Source organism: Streptacidiphilus pinicola (genome assembly GCF_003258295.1).
GTDB lineage: Bacteria > Actinomycetota > Actinomycetes > Streptomycetales > Streptomycetaceae > Streptacidiphilus > Streptacidiphilus pinicola.
Genome location: NZ_QKYN01000138.1, coordinates 1 through 17,045, shown reverse-complemented (window position 1 = coordinate 17,045; position 17,045 = coordinate 1). Strand labels below are relative to the sequence as shown.

Here is a 17,045-nt window from a genome sequence, read left to right as displayed (position 1 = left end):
GTCGTCCCGGACGACTTGCTTCGTCGCGGTCCGACCTCAAACACGGAAACATGCCGCGGATCGGACGGGCAAGGAAATGCACCCCGAAAGTGGCCGAGGGCACAGTTTGGCTACCTAAATCGGGCAAATGCCGCAGGTCAGACGTGACCTGCGGCACATGAGGCCCCGTTTCAGACCAGGACGACCAGCTGTTGCGTGGCCCGGGTCATCGCCACGTAGCGGTCGACCGCGCCCTCGACGCCCTCCCCGAAGGACTCCGGGTCGACCAGGACGACCAGGTCGAACTCGAGTCCCTTCGACAGCGTCGGCGTGAGCGAGCGCACCCGGTCCCTCTCCTGGAACTCCGGGGCGCCGATCACGCAGGCGACACCCTCGGCGTGTGCAGCCAGCCAGTCCGCGAGGACCGCGTCCAGCTCCGCCACCGACCCGTGCCGGACGGGGATGCCGCTGCTGCGGATGGACACCGGCACGTTGGCGTCCGGGATCACGGCCCGGACGACGGGCTCCGCCTCGGCCATGACCTCCTCCGGCGTACGGTAGTTGACGTTCAGTCGGGCCACTGCGACGCGGTCCAGGCCGGTCCGCCCGAGCCGCTCCTGCCAGGACTCGGTGAAGCCGTGCCGGGCCTGCGCGCGGTCGCCGACGACGGTGAGGCTGCGGGAGGGGCAGCGCCGCAGCAGCATCTGCCACTCCGCGTCGGTCAGTTCCTGGGCCTCGTCCACCACGACGTGCGCGAAGGGGCCGGCCAGCCGGTCCGGGTCGGCGGTCGGCAGGGCGGCCGTGTCGACCAGGCTGTCCTTCAGGTCCTGCCCACGCAGCATGGTCACCGCGCCTTCGCCGTCCTCGTCCGCGGCGAGCACGTCCTGGATCACGTCGGCCATCCTGGCCCGTTCCGCGGCGACCGCCGCGTCGCGCCGACGTCCGCGGCGCTCCGCCTCCGGGTCGCCGAGCCGGTACCGGGCCGCGTCCAGCAGCGGCAGGTCGGCGACGGTCCAGGCGTGCGCGTCCTCGCGCTGGAGCAGCCGGACCTCGTCGCGGCTGAGCCAGGGTGCGCAGAGCCGCAGGTAGGCGGGGACCGTCCACAGGTCGCCGACGATGTCGGTCGGCTCCAACAGCGGCCAGGCCCGGTTCAGCGTGGCGACCAGCTCCTTGTCGTGCTGGAGGGAGCGGCGGAACAGCTCGGGCGTGACGTCGCCGTGCTCGTCGTCCTCGGCCAGGCCGAGGCGGTCCATCAGGATGGCGACCAGCTCCTCCCAGATCTGCTCGCGCGCCTCGTTGTGCGGGGTGCCCGGGGACGGGGCGGCGAACGCGTCCGCCCAGTCGTCGGCGGTCAGCCGGACCTCGGCCCAGTCGGTGGAGACGGTCATGCCCTTGGTCGGCGGCTCCTCGTAGATGCCGACGGCCGCGTCGATCGCCTTCGCCATCCGCGCGGAGGACTTGAGACCGGTCACCTCCGGGTCGGCCTCTGCGGCGGCCGCTGCGCCCTCGGCGACCAGGTCGCGCAGGGTGCAGGTCTGCACGCCCTCCTCGCCGAGGCTCGGCAGCACGTCGGAGACGTAGTTCAGGTAGGGCTGGTGCGGGCCGACGAAGAGCACGCCGCCGCGCCGGTGGCCGAGGCGCGGGTCCGCGTAGAGCAGATAGGCGGAGCGGTGCAGGGCCACCACGGTCTTGCCGGTGCCCGGACCGCCGTCGACGACGAGCGCGCCGCGCGAGCCTGCCCGGATGATGGCGTCCTGGTCGGCCTGGATGGTGGCCAGCACGTCGCGCATCTTCGCCGAGCGGGTGCTGCCGAGGCTGGCGATGAAGGCCGACTGGTCGTCGAGCGCGGCGCGGCCCTCCAGCCCGTCGGCGGTGAACACCTCGTCCCAGTAGTCGCTGATCCGGCCCCTGGTCCAGCGGTACCGGCGACGGCTGACCAAGCCCATGGGCTCGGCGTGGGTCGCCGCGAAGAAGGGTTCGGCGGCGGGGGAGCGCCAGTCGAGCAGCAGTCGTCGGCCGTCGCTGTCGGTGAGGCCGAGCCGTCCGATGTAGACGGGCTCGGCGTCGTCCGCGCCCACGATGTGGCCGAGGCACAGGTCCAGCCCGAAGCGCCGCAGCGCGCGCAGCCGGCCGGACAGCCGGTGGACCTCCGCGTCGCGGTCCATCGCCGCCCGTCCGACGCCCCCCGGTGCCCGGCGGGCGTCGTCGAGGCGCGCGGCGACCTCGGCGATCGCCTCGTCGAGGCTCCGCGCGACGGCGGCGAAGTGCTTCTCGTCGGCGGCGGTCAGCGCCGGGTCGGCCTTGGCGGAGAGACGGTCGGGAAGGTCGAACACGCTGGTGCGAAGGGGGTTCATGGCTCCCGTTTCGGCGGTGGCTCCGGCCGTGGACCGGCCTGGGCCGACGATTGTGCGCCACGACCGGGGCCTTGCCGCAAGGCCCCCGGTGCGGTATAGCTTGTAAGTGGCGGGGAGTGGGCGTTCGGCCTACTCCTCTTTTTCATGCCCCCGTGCGGTCGTCCCGGTACGGTCGTCCCCCGCCCGCTCGAGCAGTTGCTCGCGGGTGATCGGCGCGTGCGTCGTGGCGGGAACGGTACAGGCGTGCGCGCCCGCGACGGCGCCGAAGTGGGCTGCGCGCAGGGCGGGTTCCCCCGCCAGCCAGGCGAAGAGGAAGGCGGCGGCGAAGGCGTCGCCCGCGCCGTTGGAGTCGACGACCGGGGCGGGCGGGGTGACCGTCGGGATGTGGTGGAGTTCTCCGTCGGCGAGCAGGTGCGCGCCGTCCGCGCCCGCGGTGGCGACGAGGACCGAGGCCCGGCCGCGTTCCGCGACGCGGCGCAGTACCGCCTCCGGATCGGTCAGCCGGGCCGCCGAGACGAACACGACGTCAGCCGCGTGGGCGAAGGGCTCGTGGTACGGATTGACGCCGTCCCAGTCGTGCAGATCCGTCGAGAGCGTGACGCCTACCTCCCGCAGCAACGGCAGGGCGAAGGCGCACGGGTGGGAGATGGAGACGTGCGTGTGACGGCTCGCGCGCGCCAACTCCCGGACCACCGGCTCCGGCAGGCGGTCCTCGGGCGCGGCGCGCGTGTCGTCGTAGAGGGAGAGGCGGCGGCCGAGCGGGTCGACCAGGTTCACCGCCCGTTTGGTGCCCGCGGGTTGGGGGATCGCGGTGAGCGGGATGCCGTGTTCCGCGTGCAGCGCCCGGACCAACGTGCCCTCGGGGTCGTCCCCGAGGAGGTCGAGATGGTGGACACGTAGTCCCAGGGCATGCAGCCCGAGGGCGAGGAAGTCGCCGGTCTGTCCGGCCCTGGTCGTGATTCCGGGTCGGATCAGGTAGCTGTCGGCGAAGGGCAGGGGCAACTCAGGGACGTGGACGACCGTGTCCACCCCGGCGCCGCCCAGCACCAGCACATCGTTCTCCGCGCTCACATCACCCTCCTCAACTGCGGTTTCCCGCGCATATGGGGTCGGTGAGGGCGAGTCAAACAGCCGCCCGGCTCCGTCGGCAAGACGTTTGGCGATCTTGCGCAAGGGCCGTCACCCTCCTCGACCCGGACGGGTATCTCCCGGCATCCCCGTAGTACCCGGGAGCTACGTCGCAGGTGCGTCCTCCGGCGGGACGCCGACCACAGGGCCCGATTCCTAGCTTCGGTACCGGAACAGAGCAACGCACCGAAGCCAGGGGGAATCAGTCATGGCATCCCGCCCGAACGTCGTCCGGCGGCTCCGTCGAGGGCTGCTCGCGGCCGTCGTCGCCGCGTCCGTCGCCGTGCCGCTGGCCGGCGCGGCCGGCCCGACGGCCGTGCCGGCGCCGCCGCCCGCCGCGCTCGGACCACTCACGGCGGGCGGCACCGCAGCCGAACTGACGCACCGTTACCAGGCCAACCGCACCGACATCGTGGCCGCGGAGCGCCAGGCGAAGCAGTACGACGACCGCCAGCGGGCCGCGACGCTGGCGGAGTTGGCCCAGCCGTCCCGGCACTTCCTCTCCTTCGACGGCCGCGACGGCGGCCGCACCGTCGAGGTCTTCGGCGACCTCGCCACCGCCCGCACCGTCGCCGTCCTCGTGCCCGGCTCCGACACCAACCTCGGTACCTACGACCGCTTCGCCGCCGGCGCCCAGGCGCTGGAGCAGCAGCTCGGCGGCGACGCGGCGCACGCGGCCGTGGTCGCCTGGCTCGGCTACGCCACCCCCGACACCGTCAGCCCCGTGGTGCTGACCGACGGGCGCGCCGACGAGGCCGCGCCACAACTGCAGGGCTTCGTCCGGCAGCTGCAGGCCTTCCGGCCCGCCGCGCGGACCTCGGTGGTCTGCCACTCCTACGGCTCCACGGTCTGCGCCCGGGCCGCGAGCGGACTGGACGTCGCCGATCTCGTCCTCTACGGCAGCCCCGGCGTCGGCAGCGACATCGGCAACGTGTCCGGTCTGCACACCAAGGCCACGGTCTGGGCCGGACGCGCCGCCAACGACTGGGTCGAGAACGTGCCGCACCTGCGGTTCCCCGTCCTGTTCACCACGCTCGGCCTCGGCACCGACCCGGTCACACCGGGCTTCGGCGCCCACCTCTTCGCCGCCGGCACCGGCGGCCACAGCGACTACCTGAAGCCCGGCTCGGTGCCGCTGCGCAGCATCGCCGCCATCGTCTCCGGCGCCGCGGACGGCGACCGGACCGGCGCCTGAACCTCTCTCACCCGAACGCCGCTTCCAAGGAGAACCCCGTGCGTGCCCTCACCTCCCTGCGCCGGTTCGCGGCGCGCATCGACGCCGCGACACCACCCGAGCGCGACCGCGCCGTGGACGCGCTGCGCGCCTTCGCCATCCTCGGTGTCGTACTCGGCCACTGGCTCGTCACCGCCATCGTCGTCGACAGCGGCAGCATCCATGTCGTCAGCCCGCTGCAGCACCTGCCGGCGTTCACGCCGGTCTCCTGGGTCTTCCAGACGCTCGCCGTCTTCTTCCTCGTCGGCGGGCAGGTGGCGACCAAGAGCTGGGCCTCCGCCCAGGCACGTGGCACCGGTTACCCCGCGTGGCTGCGGGCCCGGCTGACCCGGCTGTTCCGGCCGGTGCTCGCGGTGTTGGCGGTGTGGACCGTCACGGCGACCGCGCTGCTCCTGGCCGGGGTGAGCTTCGGAACCGTCGAAGCGCTGGTCAAGCTGGTCCTGTCGCCGATGTGGTTCCTGCTGGTCTTCGCCGCGCTGACGGCCGCGACCCCGCTGGTCTCCAAGCTGCACCCGCTGTGGCCGCTGGCCGTCGTGCTCCACGTGGACCTGATCCGCTTCGCCCTCGGCGGCCCGTCCTGGCTCGGCTGGCTGAACCTGCCCGCCGGCTGGCTCGTCCCCTACTGCCTCGGCGCGATGTGGGCCCGTGAGGGCCTGCGTGGCCGGATGACCCCCTGGGTCCTGCTGGTCGGCGGCGTCGCCGCGACCGCCCTGCTGATCACCCAGGCGGGCTACCCGGCCTCCATGGTCGGCGTCCCCGGAGGCAAGATCTCCAACCTGAACCCGCCGACGCTGGCCGCGGTCACCTTCGGCCTGGCCCAGTGCGGCCTCGCCCTGCTCCTGCTCGGTCCGCTGGGTCGCCTGCTGGCGCGCCCCGCCGCGTGGGCGGCGGTGGCCCTGGTCAACCTCTCCGCGATGACGATCTTCCTGTGGCACCAGACCTCGATGATCGCCGTCACCGCGCTGGGCCTGCTCGCGGGCGAACCCCTGCTCGGCCTGCACACCCGGCCCGACGACCTCAGCTGGATCCTCGCCCGCCTCGCCTGGCTCCCGGTCTTCGCCACCGCCCTGACGGTCTGCTGGCTGGCTTTCCGCCACCACGAACAGGGCCGCGCTCGCTCCCGCACGATCCGCGTGGCGGGTTCCGCGGGCTCGGAGCGCCTGCAGCCGGTGCACCTGCGGTCTTAAGGTGGTCCCGATGAGCGACGACGGGGGTCTGAGCATGCAGCGGCTGAAGGCCGCGGTTCGCGGGGTGCGGGAGGATCTCGTCGAGCCGGCGTTGCGGGCACCCGCGCCGCGGAGGAAGCCGGTGTCGCGGTGGCTCGTCGCGCTGATGGGCCTCGTCGCGATCGTCCTGCTCGCGGTGAACGCCAATCAGTACGCCTTCTCCTACGGCCTCGGCGTGCCGCTCGGCATCGTCCTTGGAGCCGTCCAGTCCGTCGCGCTCGTCGCGGCTCTGTGGCAGCCGCTCCGCGCCTGGTGGGCGTCGACGCTGGTGATGCTGGTCGGCGCGTGGACGGCCTCCGCGCTCGCGCCGGGGCGGGGTCTCGTCTTCGCCATCGCCGACCCGGACCGCGCCGTCCAGGCGGGGTGGACGCCGGTGACGATCGGCATGCAGGCCGCGATCCTGTTCCTGCTGTCGCTGCAGGTCCGCCCCCGGGTCGCCATCGAGGCGCTGGGGCTGAGTGTGCTTGCCGGGTTCCTCGCGCGGCTCTACGAGCCGCCGGCGCAGGGGTCGGCGATCGGCATCGCGGTGATCCTCTTCGCCGTGGTCGTCCTGCTCGGCGTCTCGGTGCGGGCCGGGCGGGAGGCGCGGTCCAAGCTGGTGGAGCAGGAGGAGCTGACCGCGGAGGAGCGGGCCCGCCGCACCCTGCTGGAGGAGCGGAACCGGATCGCCCGGGAGCTGCACGACGTGGTGGCGCACCACATGTCCGTGATCTCGATCCAGGCGCAGGTCGCCCCGCACCTGGTGGAGAACCCGCCGGAGGAGCTCGTCGAGAACCTGGCCGGGATCCGCGCCAACGCGGTCGAGGCGCTGGCGGAGCTGCGCCGCGTGCTGGGCGTGCTGCGCTCGGAGGAACCGGTCGCGGACGGGACGAAGGACGCGCCGCAGCCGACGCTGGACCGGCTGGGCGAGCTGCTGGAGAACGTGCGCGCGGCCGGGATGACGGTGGAGCTGACCACCGTGGGGGAGCCGCGCACGCTGCCGCCGGGGGTGGAGCTCTCGGGCTACCGCATCGTCCAGGAGGCGCTCAGCAACGCGATGCGGCATGCCCCGGGCGCGGCCGTGCAGGTGCAGCTGGACTACCGGGCCGCGGGGCTCGGGGTCCGCGTCACCAACACCCGGGCGGCCAGGCGGCCGGCGCCCTCGCCGGGCGCAGGGCACGGCCTGTTGGGCATGCGGGAGCGCACCGCGATGCTCGGCGGCGAGCTTGCCATCCGCCCGACCACGGACGGCGGCTTCGAGGTGCTCGCCGTCCTGCCCACCGACGTTCCCGCCGTGGAGGACCGCGCATGACCATCAAGGTGATGATCGCCGACGACCAGATGATGGTGCGTCAGGGCTTCACGGTGCTGCTGAACCTGGAGCCTGACATCGAGGTCGTCGGCCAGGCGGTGGACGGCCTGGACGCCTTGGAGAAGGCGGCCGAACTGCGGCCGGACGTGGTGCTGATGGACGTCCGGATGCCGAGGCTCGGCGGCATCGAGGCGACCCGCCGGCTCACCGGGCCCGCCGACAGCACCGTCAGGGTGCTGGTGCTGACCACCTTCGACCTCGACGAGTACGTCTTCGAGGCGCTGCGCGCCGGCGCCAGCGGCTTCCTGCTCAAGGACGCCTCCGCCGACGAACTCGCGCAGGCGGTGCGGGTGGTGGCGGCCGGTGAGGCGTTGCTCGCGCCTGCCGTGACCAAGCGCCTGATCGCCGAGTTCGCCCGGCTGCCCGGCGGCGCGCCGCGCACTCCGCTCAAGGACCGGGTGGGGGACCTGACGGAGCGGGAGACCGAGGTGCTCTCGCTGATCGCGCAGGGCCTGTCCAACGCGGAGATCGCCTCGAAGCTCGTCGTCGCGGAGCAGACGGTCAAGACGCACGTCAGCCGCATCCTGGTGAAGCTGAACCTGCGCGACCGCACCCAGGCGGCCGTCTTCGCGTACGAGACGGGCCTGGTGCGGCCGGCCGGCTACTGACGTCCCAGCGCGCCCGGACCTCCCGCCAGTTGGACCCGCAGACCGTCTGCGGTGACGGCGACTGAGGTGGCTCGCAGCCCCAACGGATAGGCGTGCTGCCCCGGTCGGGAGAGCCCTGCGGTCAGCGCCGCGAGCCGGTCGGCGGGAACGGCCGCGCCGAGCACGGTGGCCGAGACGGCGCTGACCACCACCCGCCCGTCCGTGACGACCGGACGCAGCGTCAGCTGCGCCGCACCGGCGGGCCCCAGGGAGACGAGAAGGGTTCCGGCGCCCGGTTGCGCGGTCACGCCGTCGACCGTGACGGACGGCGCCGCGGTCTGCACCGCGTCGGCCACGGACTGTGCGGGGACGGTCACGTCGGCCGTGGTGCCGCCGACGGTGGGGGTGGTGCCGCCGAACCGGACGTCGTCCAACCGGGCTTGGACCTCGACCGGACCCAGCGGCCCGAGTGCGGCGTCGTCGCTGGCCAGGTCGAGCCGGGGGATGTGCTGTCGGGCGACGTCCCACAGGGCCGAGCCGCTCTCGCTGACCGTCAGGTCGGCGCCGAGTCCTGGCGCGGCGGCGGCGATGCGGTCCTGGATCAGTCGGCCGGCCGCGTACTCGCCCGCCCCGACGGCGACCCCGGCGGTCACGGCCAGGGCGGCGGCGACGGCCACGACGCGCCGCCTGCGGGCGGTGGCGCTCACTGCTCCGCCCCCTCCGGGTCGAGGTGCGGCAACAGCCGGTCCAGCCGGCCCGGCAGCCACCAGTTGGCCCGCCCGAACAGGTACATCGTCGCGGGGACGAGCACGAGCCGGACCACCGTCGCGTCGATGACCACACTGACGCCGAGTCCCAGCGCCAGCATCTTCACCACCGTGTTGGCGGAGAGCAGGAAGGCCAGGAAGACGCTGGTCATGATGAGCGCCGCGCAGGTGATCACCCGGGCCGTGACCGCCAGTCCGGTGGCCACCGCGCGGTGGTTGTCGTGGTGGCGCAGCCAGGTCTCGCGGATGCGGGAGAGCAGGAAGACCTCGTAGTCCATGGAGAGCCCGAAGACGATGGCGAACATCATCATCGGCACGTAGGACTCGACCGGCACCTTCTCGGTCACCCCGAACAGCGGGCCGCCCCAACCCCATTGGAAGACCGCCACGACGACGCCGTACGCCGCGCCGATGGAGAGCAGGTTCAACACGGCCGCCTTGACCGCGACCAGCAGGCTGCGGAAGACCGTGAGCAGCAGCAGGAAGGCGGCGCCCACGACCACCGCGATGATCAGCGGCAGCTTGGCGACCAGCTGGTCGGTGAAGGTGAGCCCGGCCGCCGTCACGCCGGTCACGTAGCCGGTGGCGCCGGTGCCGGCCAGGGCGTGCGGGAGGGTGGTCTGCTGCAGGGTGTGGAACAGGCTTGTGGTGGCCGCGTCCTGCGGGCCGGTGGTGGGGGTGACGGTGCCGATCAGCAGCACGTCGTCGCCGCTCGGGGCCGGTGGGGTCACCGAGGCGACGCCGGGCACGGCCGCCAGGTCGGCGTGGAGCGTCGAGGCGAGCTGTTCGCGGCGGGAGGCGTCGGCCACCTCGTCGCCGTCCAACTGGACCACGACCGTCAGGGGTCCGTCGGCACCCGGGCCGAAGCCCTGGGCGATCAGGTCGTAGGCGCGCCGGTCGGTCCGTGAGGTCGGCTGCGCGCCCGCGTCGACATGGCCGAGGTGCATCGAGGCGACCGGCACCGCGAGCAGGGCCAGCAGCGCGGTGCCGCCCGCGAGGAGGAGCCACGGGCGCCGTCCGACCAGGGCCGCCCAGCGGTGCCATACGTCGCCGTCACCGGTCGGCTCGGCGACGGGGGTGCGCACCCGGAGCCGGTCGATGCGGCGGCCGAGCAGACCGAGCAGGGCCGGGGTCAGCGTCAGCGAGGCGCCGGCGGCGACCACCACGGTGACGCCGGCCGCGGCGCCGAGCGCGCCGATGAAGCCGATCCCCGAGGCGTACAGGCCGGCCAGGGCCATCGCCACCGTCGCGGCCGCGACGAGCACCGCACGTCCGCTGGTCGCCACCGTCCGACCCACCGCCTCGGCCGGGTCCAGGTCCTCCTCGGCGCGCAGCAGCGCTCGGAACCGGGTGGCCAGGAACAGCGCGTAGTCGATGCCGACGCCGAGGCCCATCATCGCCGCCAGCGTCGGGGCGGCCTGCGCGAAACTCGTGTGCGCGGCGATCAGGCCCAGCCCGCTCAGCCCGACGCCCAGGCCCAGGACGGCGGTGAGCAGCGGCAGTCCGGTCGCCGCCACGCTGCCGAAGCCGACCAGCAGCACCAGCAGCGCCACGCCGATGCCGATGGCCTCCGAGACGGCGTCCGCCGACTTGGGCTGGGCCAGTTGCCCCAGCGGATCGCCGTACTCGACGGTGACCGCGTCCGCGCGCAGCGGCCGTACCGCCGCGTCGACCTTCGTCAGGTAGGCGGGGGCGAAGGCGGCCGGAGTGCTGTCGAAGCGCACGCTGACGGTGCCGATCGCGCCGTTGGCGGCGAGCGCGCCGGGGGTGGTCAGCGGGTCGGCGACGGAGAGCACGTCCGGCAGGCGGCGCAGGTTCGTCACCGCTGTCTCGATCGCCGCCCGGTGGTCACCCAGCGTGCCGTGGGCGACGTGGAGGACGACGGGCGCCGAGACGCCGGCCGAGCCGCGGCCGCCGTGGGCCTGGAGCAGGTCGCTGCCGGTCTGCGAGGCCGTGCCGGGCAGCGAGAAGCTGTCCGCGTAGCTGCCGCCCCAGCGGTGGTTCGCGACGCCCAGGCCGACGAGGAGGACCAGCCACGCGGCGACGACGCGCAGCCCGTGCCGGGCACACCAGCGGCCGACCCGGTGCAGCAGTCCGGGCTCCCCGGTCTTTTCGGGCCTCGGGCCCGCTTCGGTGATCATGGGCCTCACTCTGGCGGGGCGGGGTGGGCGCCGTGTTGGCGGAATGTTCGGGGAGTGTAAGGGCGGCGGCGCGCGTCGGGTCCCGGCAGGCCGCCCGGTTAGCATCGGCCTGTCCACGTTCCCGAGAGGCCCGCCCGTATGAACGTCCCGCCCGCCGGTCCCCCTACCGCGGCTCCGTCGCTCGGCCTGGTGCTGATCGTGGAGGACGAGCGGCACATCGCCGACGTCCAGCGGCTGTATCTGGTCCGCGAGGGCTTCGGCGTCCACGTCGAGGCGGACGGCGCCGCCGGGCTCGCGGCGGCCCGTCGGATGCACCCGGTGGCCATCGTCCTCGACATCGGCCTGCCGGGCCTGGACGGCATCACCTTCTGCCGCACGCTGCGCGACGCGGGCAACTGGACGCCGATCCTGCTCGTCACCGCGCGCGGCGAGGAGGCCGACCGGATCCTCGGACTGGAGCTCGGCGCGGACGACTACCTCGTCAAGCCCTTCTCCCCGCGCGAACTGGTGGCCCGGGTCAAGACGGTGCTGCGCCGCGTCGCCGGCCCCGGCCCGCAGCCGGTGCTCCGCCTCGGCCCGCTCACCCTCGACCCGGCCGCGCACACCGTGCACCGCGACGGCGAACCGGTCGAGCTGACCGCGACCGAGTTCGGGTTGCTGGCCCACCTGGTCCGCCATCCCGGCCGGGTCTTCACCCGCGAACAGCTGCTCGCCCAGGTCTGGGGCTACCCCGGTTACCGCGACACCCGCATGGTCGACGTCTTCGTCTCCCAGCTGCGCGCCAAGCTCGGCGACGCGAGCCCGCTGCGCACGGTGCGCGGGGTCGGCTACAGCGCGGCTGCCGCCCCGGGTGCGACGGATCCGAGCCGGTGAGCGGCCGCCGACGTCCGCTCGCCGGCCATCTCGTGCTGCTGACCACCGTCGTGGCGGCCGTCGCCGCCCTGCTGACCGGGCTCGTCGCCTGGCAGTCCGCCGCGCACGCCGCCGAGCAGCGCGAACGCGACACGTTGACCCGTCAGGCCACGCTGCTCAGCCGGCTCCCGGCCCTCTCCCCGGTGCTCTTCCGCGGCGCCGAGAAGCTGGCCGGTCCGAACGGCGAGCAGTTCGCGGTCCTGGCCGCCGACGGGACGGTGGCGGGCGGGGCCGCTCCCGCCCTCGACCTCGCCTCCAGGGCCGCGCTGCTGGCCGGGCGTCCCGTCTCCACGGACGGACTGCTGGCCGGCCAGGACGTGCTGGTGGTCGGCAGCCCGACCGCGGGGGGCGGCGCGGTGGTCCTGACCGAGCCCTACGCGACCGTCGACCGCACGACCGATCAGATCCGCCACGACATCGGGCTGCCGCTGCTCGTCGGCCTGTTGGGCGCCGCCCTGGCGGGCGGGCTGCTGGCGCGCCGGATCGCCCGGCCGCTGACGGCCTCGGCGACCGTCGCCCACCGGCTCGCGGAGGGCGAACGCGGCGTGGTCGCTCCCACCGGCGGACCCCGCGAGGCCGCGGAGATCGGCCGCGCCCTCACCACGCTCGACCGGGCCCTGACCCGGAGCGAGAACCGGCAACGGGAGTTCCTGCTCTCCGTCTCGCACGAGCTGCGCACGCCGCTGACGGCGGTTCAGGGCTACGCCGAGGCGCTTGCGGACGGCCTGATCGAGCCCGAGCGGGTGCCCGAGGTCGGCCGCACCCTCGCCGAGGAGACCCGGCGGCTGGACCGCTTCCTCGCCGACCTGCTCGACCTCGCCCGCCTGGAGGCGGACGACTTCCGCGTCGAACACACCCCCACCGACCTCGGCGCGCTGGTCGCCGAGGCCGCGGCCTTCTGGTCCGGCCCCTGCGCGAGCCAGGGCGTGGACCTGCGCGTGGAACGGCCGGACGCTCCGCTGCTGGTGACCACGGACCCGTTCCGGGTCCGCCAACTCGTCGACGGCCTGGTCCAGAACGCCCTGCGGGCGACGCCCGCGGGCGCCCCCGTGGTGCTGGCCGCCCGCGCGGGGGACGGCACCGCGGTGATCGAGGTCCGCGACGGCGGCCCGGGCCTGACCGAGGACGACCTCGCCGTCGCCTTCGACCCGGGCGCCCTCCGCGAGCGCTACCGCGCCACCCGCCCGGTCGGCAGCGGCCTCGGCCTCGCCATCGCCCACCGCCTCACCACCCGCCTGGGCGGCGAGATCACCCCCCACGGCCACGGCCCGGAGGGCGGCGCGTGCTTCACGGTGACACTGCGCCGGTAGGCGGGGCTACTCGCCGCGGACCAGGCCGAAGCGGCCGTCGAAGCGGCGGTAGAGGAGGCGGCCGCGGCCGCTGGTGGGGTCGGCGTAGAAGAGGGTGGAGAGTTCGGAGCGCTCGCAGCGTTCGACCGCCTCGCGGTCGCTGAGCAGGGGGGCCGGGCGGGGGCAGAGGGTGAGCAGGGAGGCGTCGTAGCGCGGCGCGGTCGTCGGCTCGGTCGAGGCGAGGCGGTAGCCGGTCGGGCCGGCGCGGTAGACGACGGCGTCCTGCTCGGTGGAGGGGTCCGTGAACAGGTGCGCCTGGTAGTCCATCGCGTCCAGGGTCCGCACCGCGACCTCGGGCGCGCACCAGACCAGCAGCGGCTCCTTGATGCGGGCGATGGCCGGCAGCACCGCGCGGCGCCCGCGCTCGGCCCAGCCGACGGCGGGGCGCACATCCTCACGCGTTGCCGCGGGCAGCTCCTCGGGTGCGTCGACGCGGTCCGTCCAGGGACGGGGCCGCCATTCCAGCGAGACCTCCGCGATCCGCTGTCGCAGGCCCTCGATCAGCCGGTCGCCGGCCAGCCGCGCGTCGGCGGCGAGGCGCTGGACGCGCACCCGGCGGCCGTCGACCTCCGCGTCGACCTGACACAGCGTCTGTTCCGTCTCCGTGTCGTGGGTGCGGCTCAGCCGCACCCGCAGCGCCTCGACCAGTGAGTCGGTTCCGCCGACCAGATCGGTCACCCGCCGCCTCACCTCGTGGGCGAGATCCAGCGCCACCCCGTCGGCGCGCACCAAGATCGCGTCGTTCACGAGCCCAAGCCCTCCGCAGTTCGCCTCTCCAGCAGCCGGGGACGGTCCCCGTGCAGCCGATGCTCCACATCCGTCAGGAAGAGTGTCCAGTGCCGAAAGGTGTGAATCGAATCCGGGGTGCTCACTCGGGGTCGTGTTGCGCAGTTCTGATCACTTACAAGAATGGCGTGCAGAAATGCGCACCGAAGTCTAGGCATTCGCTCAGCCGTTCCCTAGCATCTGAGCCGACGTCATCCCCAACCCCCGAAGGGACCGACCGTGCCCCGATCAGGCAGGAAGGGTGCCCGCGGCCTCGTCGCCGCGCTCGCCGCGGGCGTCGCCGCGTTAGGACTGGCACTGGGCGCCGCGCCCGAGGCCCAGGCCTCGCCCACCGCGACCTCCGGCACACCGCTCGCGCTCACCCCGCCCATGGGCTGGAACGACTGGGCCCACTTCCAGTGCGGCTACACCGAGTCGACGATCCTGGCCAACGCCCGCGCCCTCGTCTCCACCGGGCTGGCCGCCAAGGGCTACACCACCGTCACCACCGACGACTGCTGGATGCAGACCGGCCGCGACGCCAACGGCAACCTGCAGGCCGACCCGAGCCGCTTCCCCGACGGGATGGCCTACGTCGGACAGCAACTGCACGCGCTCGGCCTGAAGTTCGGCATCTACGAGGACGCCGGCACCTCCACCTGCGGAGGCTACGCCGGCAGTTGGGGTCACTGGCAGCAGGACGCGAACCTCTTCGCCTCCTGGGGCGTGGACTACCTCAAGCTCGACGGCTGCAACCTCCCCTCCGTGGCCGGGCAGAGCTCCGAGCAGACCTACCAGGGCGCCTACCAGCAGATGAGCCAGGCGCTCAGGGCGACGGGGCGTCCGATCGTCTTCTCCGAGTCCGCGCCCGCGTACTTCCAGGGCACCACCGACTGGAGCACGGTGCTGGGCTGGGTCGGCCAGTACGGCCAACTCTGGCGTGAGGGCTACGACATCGCGACCTACGACGCGAACAAGCCCAACAGCAGCCGGTGGAGCAGCGTGCTGACCAACTACGGCTACAACAACCCGATCCACCGCTACGAGAGCCCGGGCAACTGGAACGACCCGGACTTCGTCATCGCCGGTGACGGCGGTCTGACCGCCGACGAGTCGCGCAGCCAGCTCTCGCTGTGGGCGGAGATGGGCGCGCCGCTGATCCTCAGCGACGACGTGACCCAGCTGAGCGCCGCCTCGGTCGCGGACCTCGGCAACAGCGACGTCATCGCCGTCGACCAGGACTCCCTCGGGCACCCGGGCTACGTCGTCTCCCAGAACGGGACCCTCGACGTGCTCACCCGGCCGCTGGCGAACGGCGACCGGGCCATGGCGATCCTGAACCGCTCCGGCTCCGCGGTGACCGCGAGTACCACGACGACGGCGGCCGGCTTCGCGGGCGGCAGCGGATGCAGCTTCGGCGTCAGGGACCTCTGGAGCGGCGCGACGTCCACGACCTCCGGCGCCCTGAGCGCCGCGGTCCCCGCCCACGGCACCGCGCTGCTGCGGATCACCCCGAGCGCGGGCTGCGGGACGACGGTTCCGCGCGGCCAGCTGTCGGGGATCGCGGGCCAGTGCCTGGACGACTCCGGCTCCGGCACCGCGGACGGCAACCCCGTCATCGTCTACGGCTGCAGCGGCAATCCCAACCAGCAGTGGACGCTGCCCGGCGACGGCACGGTCCGCACGCTCGGCAGGTGCCTCGACGTGCCCGGCTCCGCGACGAGCGCGGGCACCTACGTGGACCTGCACGGCTGTGACGGCTCGGCGGGCCAGCAGTGGAGCTACGACCAGGCCGGGAACCTGGTGAACCCGAACTCCGGCGACTGCCTGGACGTCTACGGCGGCGGCTCGGCCACCGGGACCAGGACCGACATCTGGCCGTGTGGCCACAACCAGTTCAACCAGACCTGGTCGCTGCCGCAGTAGCGCGCGGCAGGCGCGCGCGGCGCGCGGGGGCGGCTCCGTCGGGGTCGCCCCCGTTCGTGCACGGTCTTGATCAACCTGATCGACCTCCCTATAAAAGACACAACTTCGAGCGCTGCACCACCGGGGGAGGAACGGCCATGACGCGTACCGCCGACGAGGTCGTCCTGGCGCTGGACGCGGGCGGCAGCCGGATCAGGGCCGCCGTGCTCGGCCCCGACGCGAGCGTGCTGCACCGGGCGAGCGCGGCCACCGGCGCCGAGCGCGGGCCCGACGCCGTCGTGGAGGCCCTGCTGGAGCTGGCGGCCGGGCTGGCGGCGCAGTACCGGCCGGTGGCGGCCGGCATCGCGGTGCCGGGCATCATCGACCAGGCCGCCGGGATCTGCACCTTCGCCGCCAACCTGGGCTGGCGCGAGGTCCCGATCCGCCAGTGGGCGGCGGAGGAGCTGGGCATCCCCGTCGTACTCGGCCACGACGTGCGGGCGGCCGCCCTGGCCGAGGCGCGGCTCGGCGCGGGACGCGGCTGCCGCTCCTTCCTCTACGTGCGGATGGGCACCGGCATCGCCGCCGCGCTGGTCCTGGACGGGCGGATCCTGGTCGGCGGTCACGGATCCGCTGGAGAGCTGGGACACCTGACGGTCCGTCCCCGTGGTCGGCTCTGCGCCTGCGGCAAGCGCGGCTGCCTGGAGACCGTGGCCTCCGACCCCGCGCTGGCCGGCGCCTACAGCCGCGCCACCGGCGAGGAGGTGGGCGCGGAGGAGATGTGGCGCCGGGCCCAGGCGGGCGACGATGTCGCCGAGTGGCTCTGGGACCGCACCGTCCCCGCCCTCGCGGACGGTCTGGCCGCCGCCGTCACGCTCTTCGACCCGCGCCGCCTCGTCATCGGCGGCGGTCCCGCCCAGGTTGGCCGCTCCTGCTTCGAGCCGCTGCGCGCGGCGTTGGAGAAGCGCCTCGCCTTCCAGACCACCCCGGAGATCCTGCCCGCCGGACTCGGCGCCGACGCCGGCTGCGTCGGCGCGGGCCTGCTGGTCCTGGACCAACGCCCCACCCCCGCCCGCCTCGGCGCCCCTCCCCGCCCGCGCCCGGCCGCCCGGCTCTGAGCGCGGCCGGCGGCCGCGCTCCGAGCCGGGCGGCCGGGCGCTGGCGGGGGGGGGCGCCGAGGCGGGCGGGGGTGGGGGGTTGGTCCCGGACCAGCAGGCCCGCGCCGACGCCGCCGGCGCCGGCGCCGAGGCCGGCGGGCCGCACCTCCTGGGTGGCCTGGCGCTGCCCCTTTTTCACATCTCCGAGCCCTCGCGACTTCCGAGCATCTCGCTTTCCGCCCTCCGAGTG

13 protein-coding genes are annotated in these 17,045 nt (G+C 74.0%); 8 read left to right on the top strand and 5 right to left on the bottom strand.

What is annotated here, in order from left to right:
* Positions 1–170: 170 nt before the first annotated feature.
* Together helR and DN069_RS31005 are read right to left on the bottom strand one after the other, a co-directional pair.
* Positions 171–2,333, bottom strand: coding sequence for an RNA polymerase recycling motor ATPase HelR (gene helR, locus DN069_RS31010; protein WP_111506558.1), 2,163 nt, complete (start codon positions 2,331–2,333; stop codon positions 171–173).
* Between the two features lie 129 nt (positions 2,334–2,462).
* Positions 2,463–3,404, bottom strand: coding sequence for a PfkB family carbohydrate kinase (locus DN069_RS31005; protein WP_111506557.1), 942 nt, complete (start codon positions 3,402–3,404; stop codon positions 2,463–2,465).
* Between the two features lie 265 nt (positions 3,405–3,669).
* On the opposite strand from DN069_RS31005, the gene DN069_RS31000 reads away from it, so the two are divergent.
* From DN069_RS31000 to DN069_RS30985, 4 genes are read left to right on the top strand one after another with little or no spacing between them, the layout of a single operon-like run.
* Positions 3,670–4,656 (top strand): alpha/beta hydrolase, encoded by a 987-nt coding sequence (locus tag DN069_RS31000; protein WP_111506556.1) that lies wholly within the window; start codon positions 3,670–3,672, stop codon positions 4,654–4,656.
* Between the two features lie 38 nt (positions 4,657–4,694).
* Positions 4,695–5,882 (top strand): acyltransferase family protein, encoded by a 1,188-nt coding sequence (locus tag DN069_RS30995; RefSeq protein WP_243639968.1) that lies wholly within the window; start codon positions 4,695–4,697, stop codon positions 5,880–5,882.
* A gap of 10 nt (positions 5,883–5,892) precedes the next feature.
* On the top strand, positions 5,893–7,212 hold the full coding sequence (locus DN069_RS30990) for a sensor histidine kinase (protein WP_243639966.1): 1,320 nt from the start codon (positions 5,893–5,895) through the stop codon (positions 7,210–7,212).
* Complete coding sequence (locus tag DN069_RS30985) at positions 7,209–7,880, top strand: response regulator (RefSeq protein ID WP_111506555.1); 672 nt, start codon at positions 7,209–7,211, stop codon at positions 7,878–7,880. Before DN069_RS30990 ends, DN069_RS30985 begins: the two co-directional genes overlap by 4 nt.
* On the opposite strand, the gene DN069_RS30980 is transcribed toward DN069_RS30985, so the two are convergent.
* Together DN069_RS30980 and DN069_RS30975 are read right to left on the bottom strand one after the other, a co-directional pair.
* Entirely contained in the window at positions 7,874–8,566 is a 693-nt protein-coding gene (locus tag DN069_RS30980) for an LmeA family phospholipid-binding protein (protein WP_111506554.1), read from the bottom strand. The genes DN069_RS30985 and DN069_RS30980 overlap by 7 nt on opposite strands.
* Entirely contained in the window at positions 8,563–10,767 is a 2,205-nt protein-coding gene (locus DN069_RS30975; protein WP_207892335.1) for an MMPL family transporter, read from the bottom strand. Before DN069_RS30975 ends, DN069_RS30980 begins: the two co-directional genes overlap by 4 nt.
* A gap of 138 nt (positions 10,768–10,905) precedes the next feature.
* On the opposite strand from DN069_RS30975, the gene DN069_RS30970 reads away from it, so the two are divergent.
* Both DN069_RS30970 and DN069_RS30965 read left to right on the top strand, forming a co-directional pair.
* Positions 10,906–11,640, top strand: coding sequence for a response regulator transcription factor (locus DN069_RS30970; RefSeq protein ID WP_111506553.1), 735 nt, complete (start codon positions 10,906–10,908; stop codon positions 11,638–11,640).
* A complete protein-coding gene (locus DN069_RS30965; protein WP_111506552.1) occupies positions 11,637–12,989 on the top strand; it encodes a sensor histidine kinase in 1,353 nt (450 codons plus the stop codon). The genes DN069_RS30970 and DN069_RS30965 overlap by 4 nt, the downstream gene beginning before the upstream one ends.
* Before the next feature lie 6 nt (positions 12,990–12,995).
* On the opposite strand, the gene DN069_RS30960 is transcribed toward DN069_RS30965, so the two are convergent.
* Positions 12,996–13,775, bottom strand: a complete 780-nt coding sequence (locus DN069_RS30960) for a sigma 54 modulation/S30EA ribosomal C-terminal domain-containing protein (protein WP_111506551.1) — start codon at positions 13,773–13,775, stop codon at positions 12,996–12,998.
* Between the two features lie 258 nt (positions 13,776–14,033).
* On the opposite strand from DN069_RS30960, the gene DN069_RS30955 reads away from it, so the two are divergent.
* Positions 14,034–15,719 (top strand): ricin-type beta-trefoil lectin domain protein, encoded by a 1,686-nt coding sequence (locus DN069_RS30955; protein ID WP_243639964.1) that lies wholly within the window; start codon positions 14,034–14,036, stop codon positions 15,717–15,719.
* Between the two features lie 137 nt (positions 15,720–15,856).
* Complete coding sequence (locus tag DN069_RS30950; RefSeq protein ID WP_111506550.1) at positions 15,857–16,816, top strand: ROK family protein; 960 nt, start codon at positions 15,857–15,859, stop codon at positions 16,814–16,816.
* Positions 16,817–17,045 lie beyond the last annotated feature (229 nt).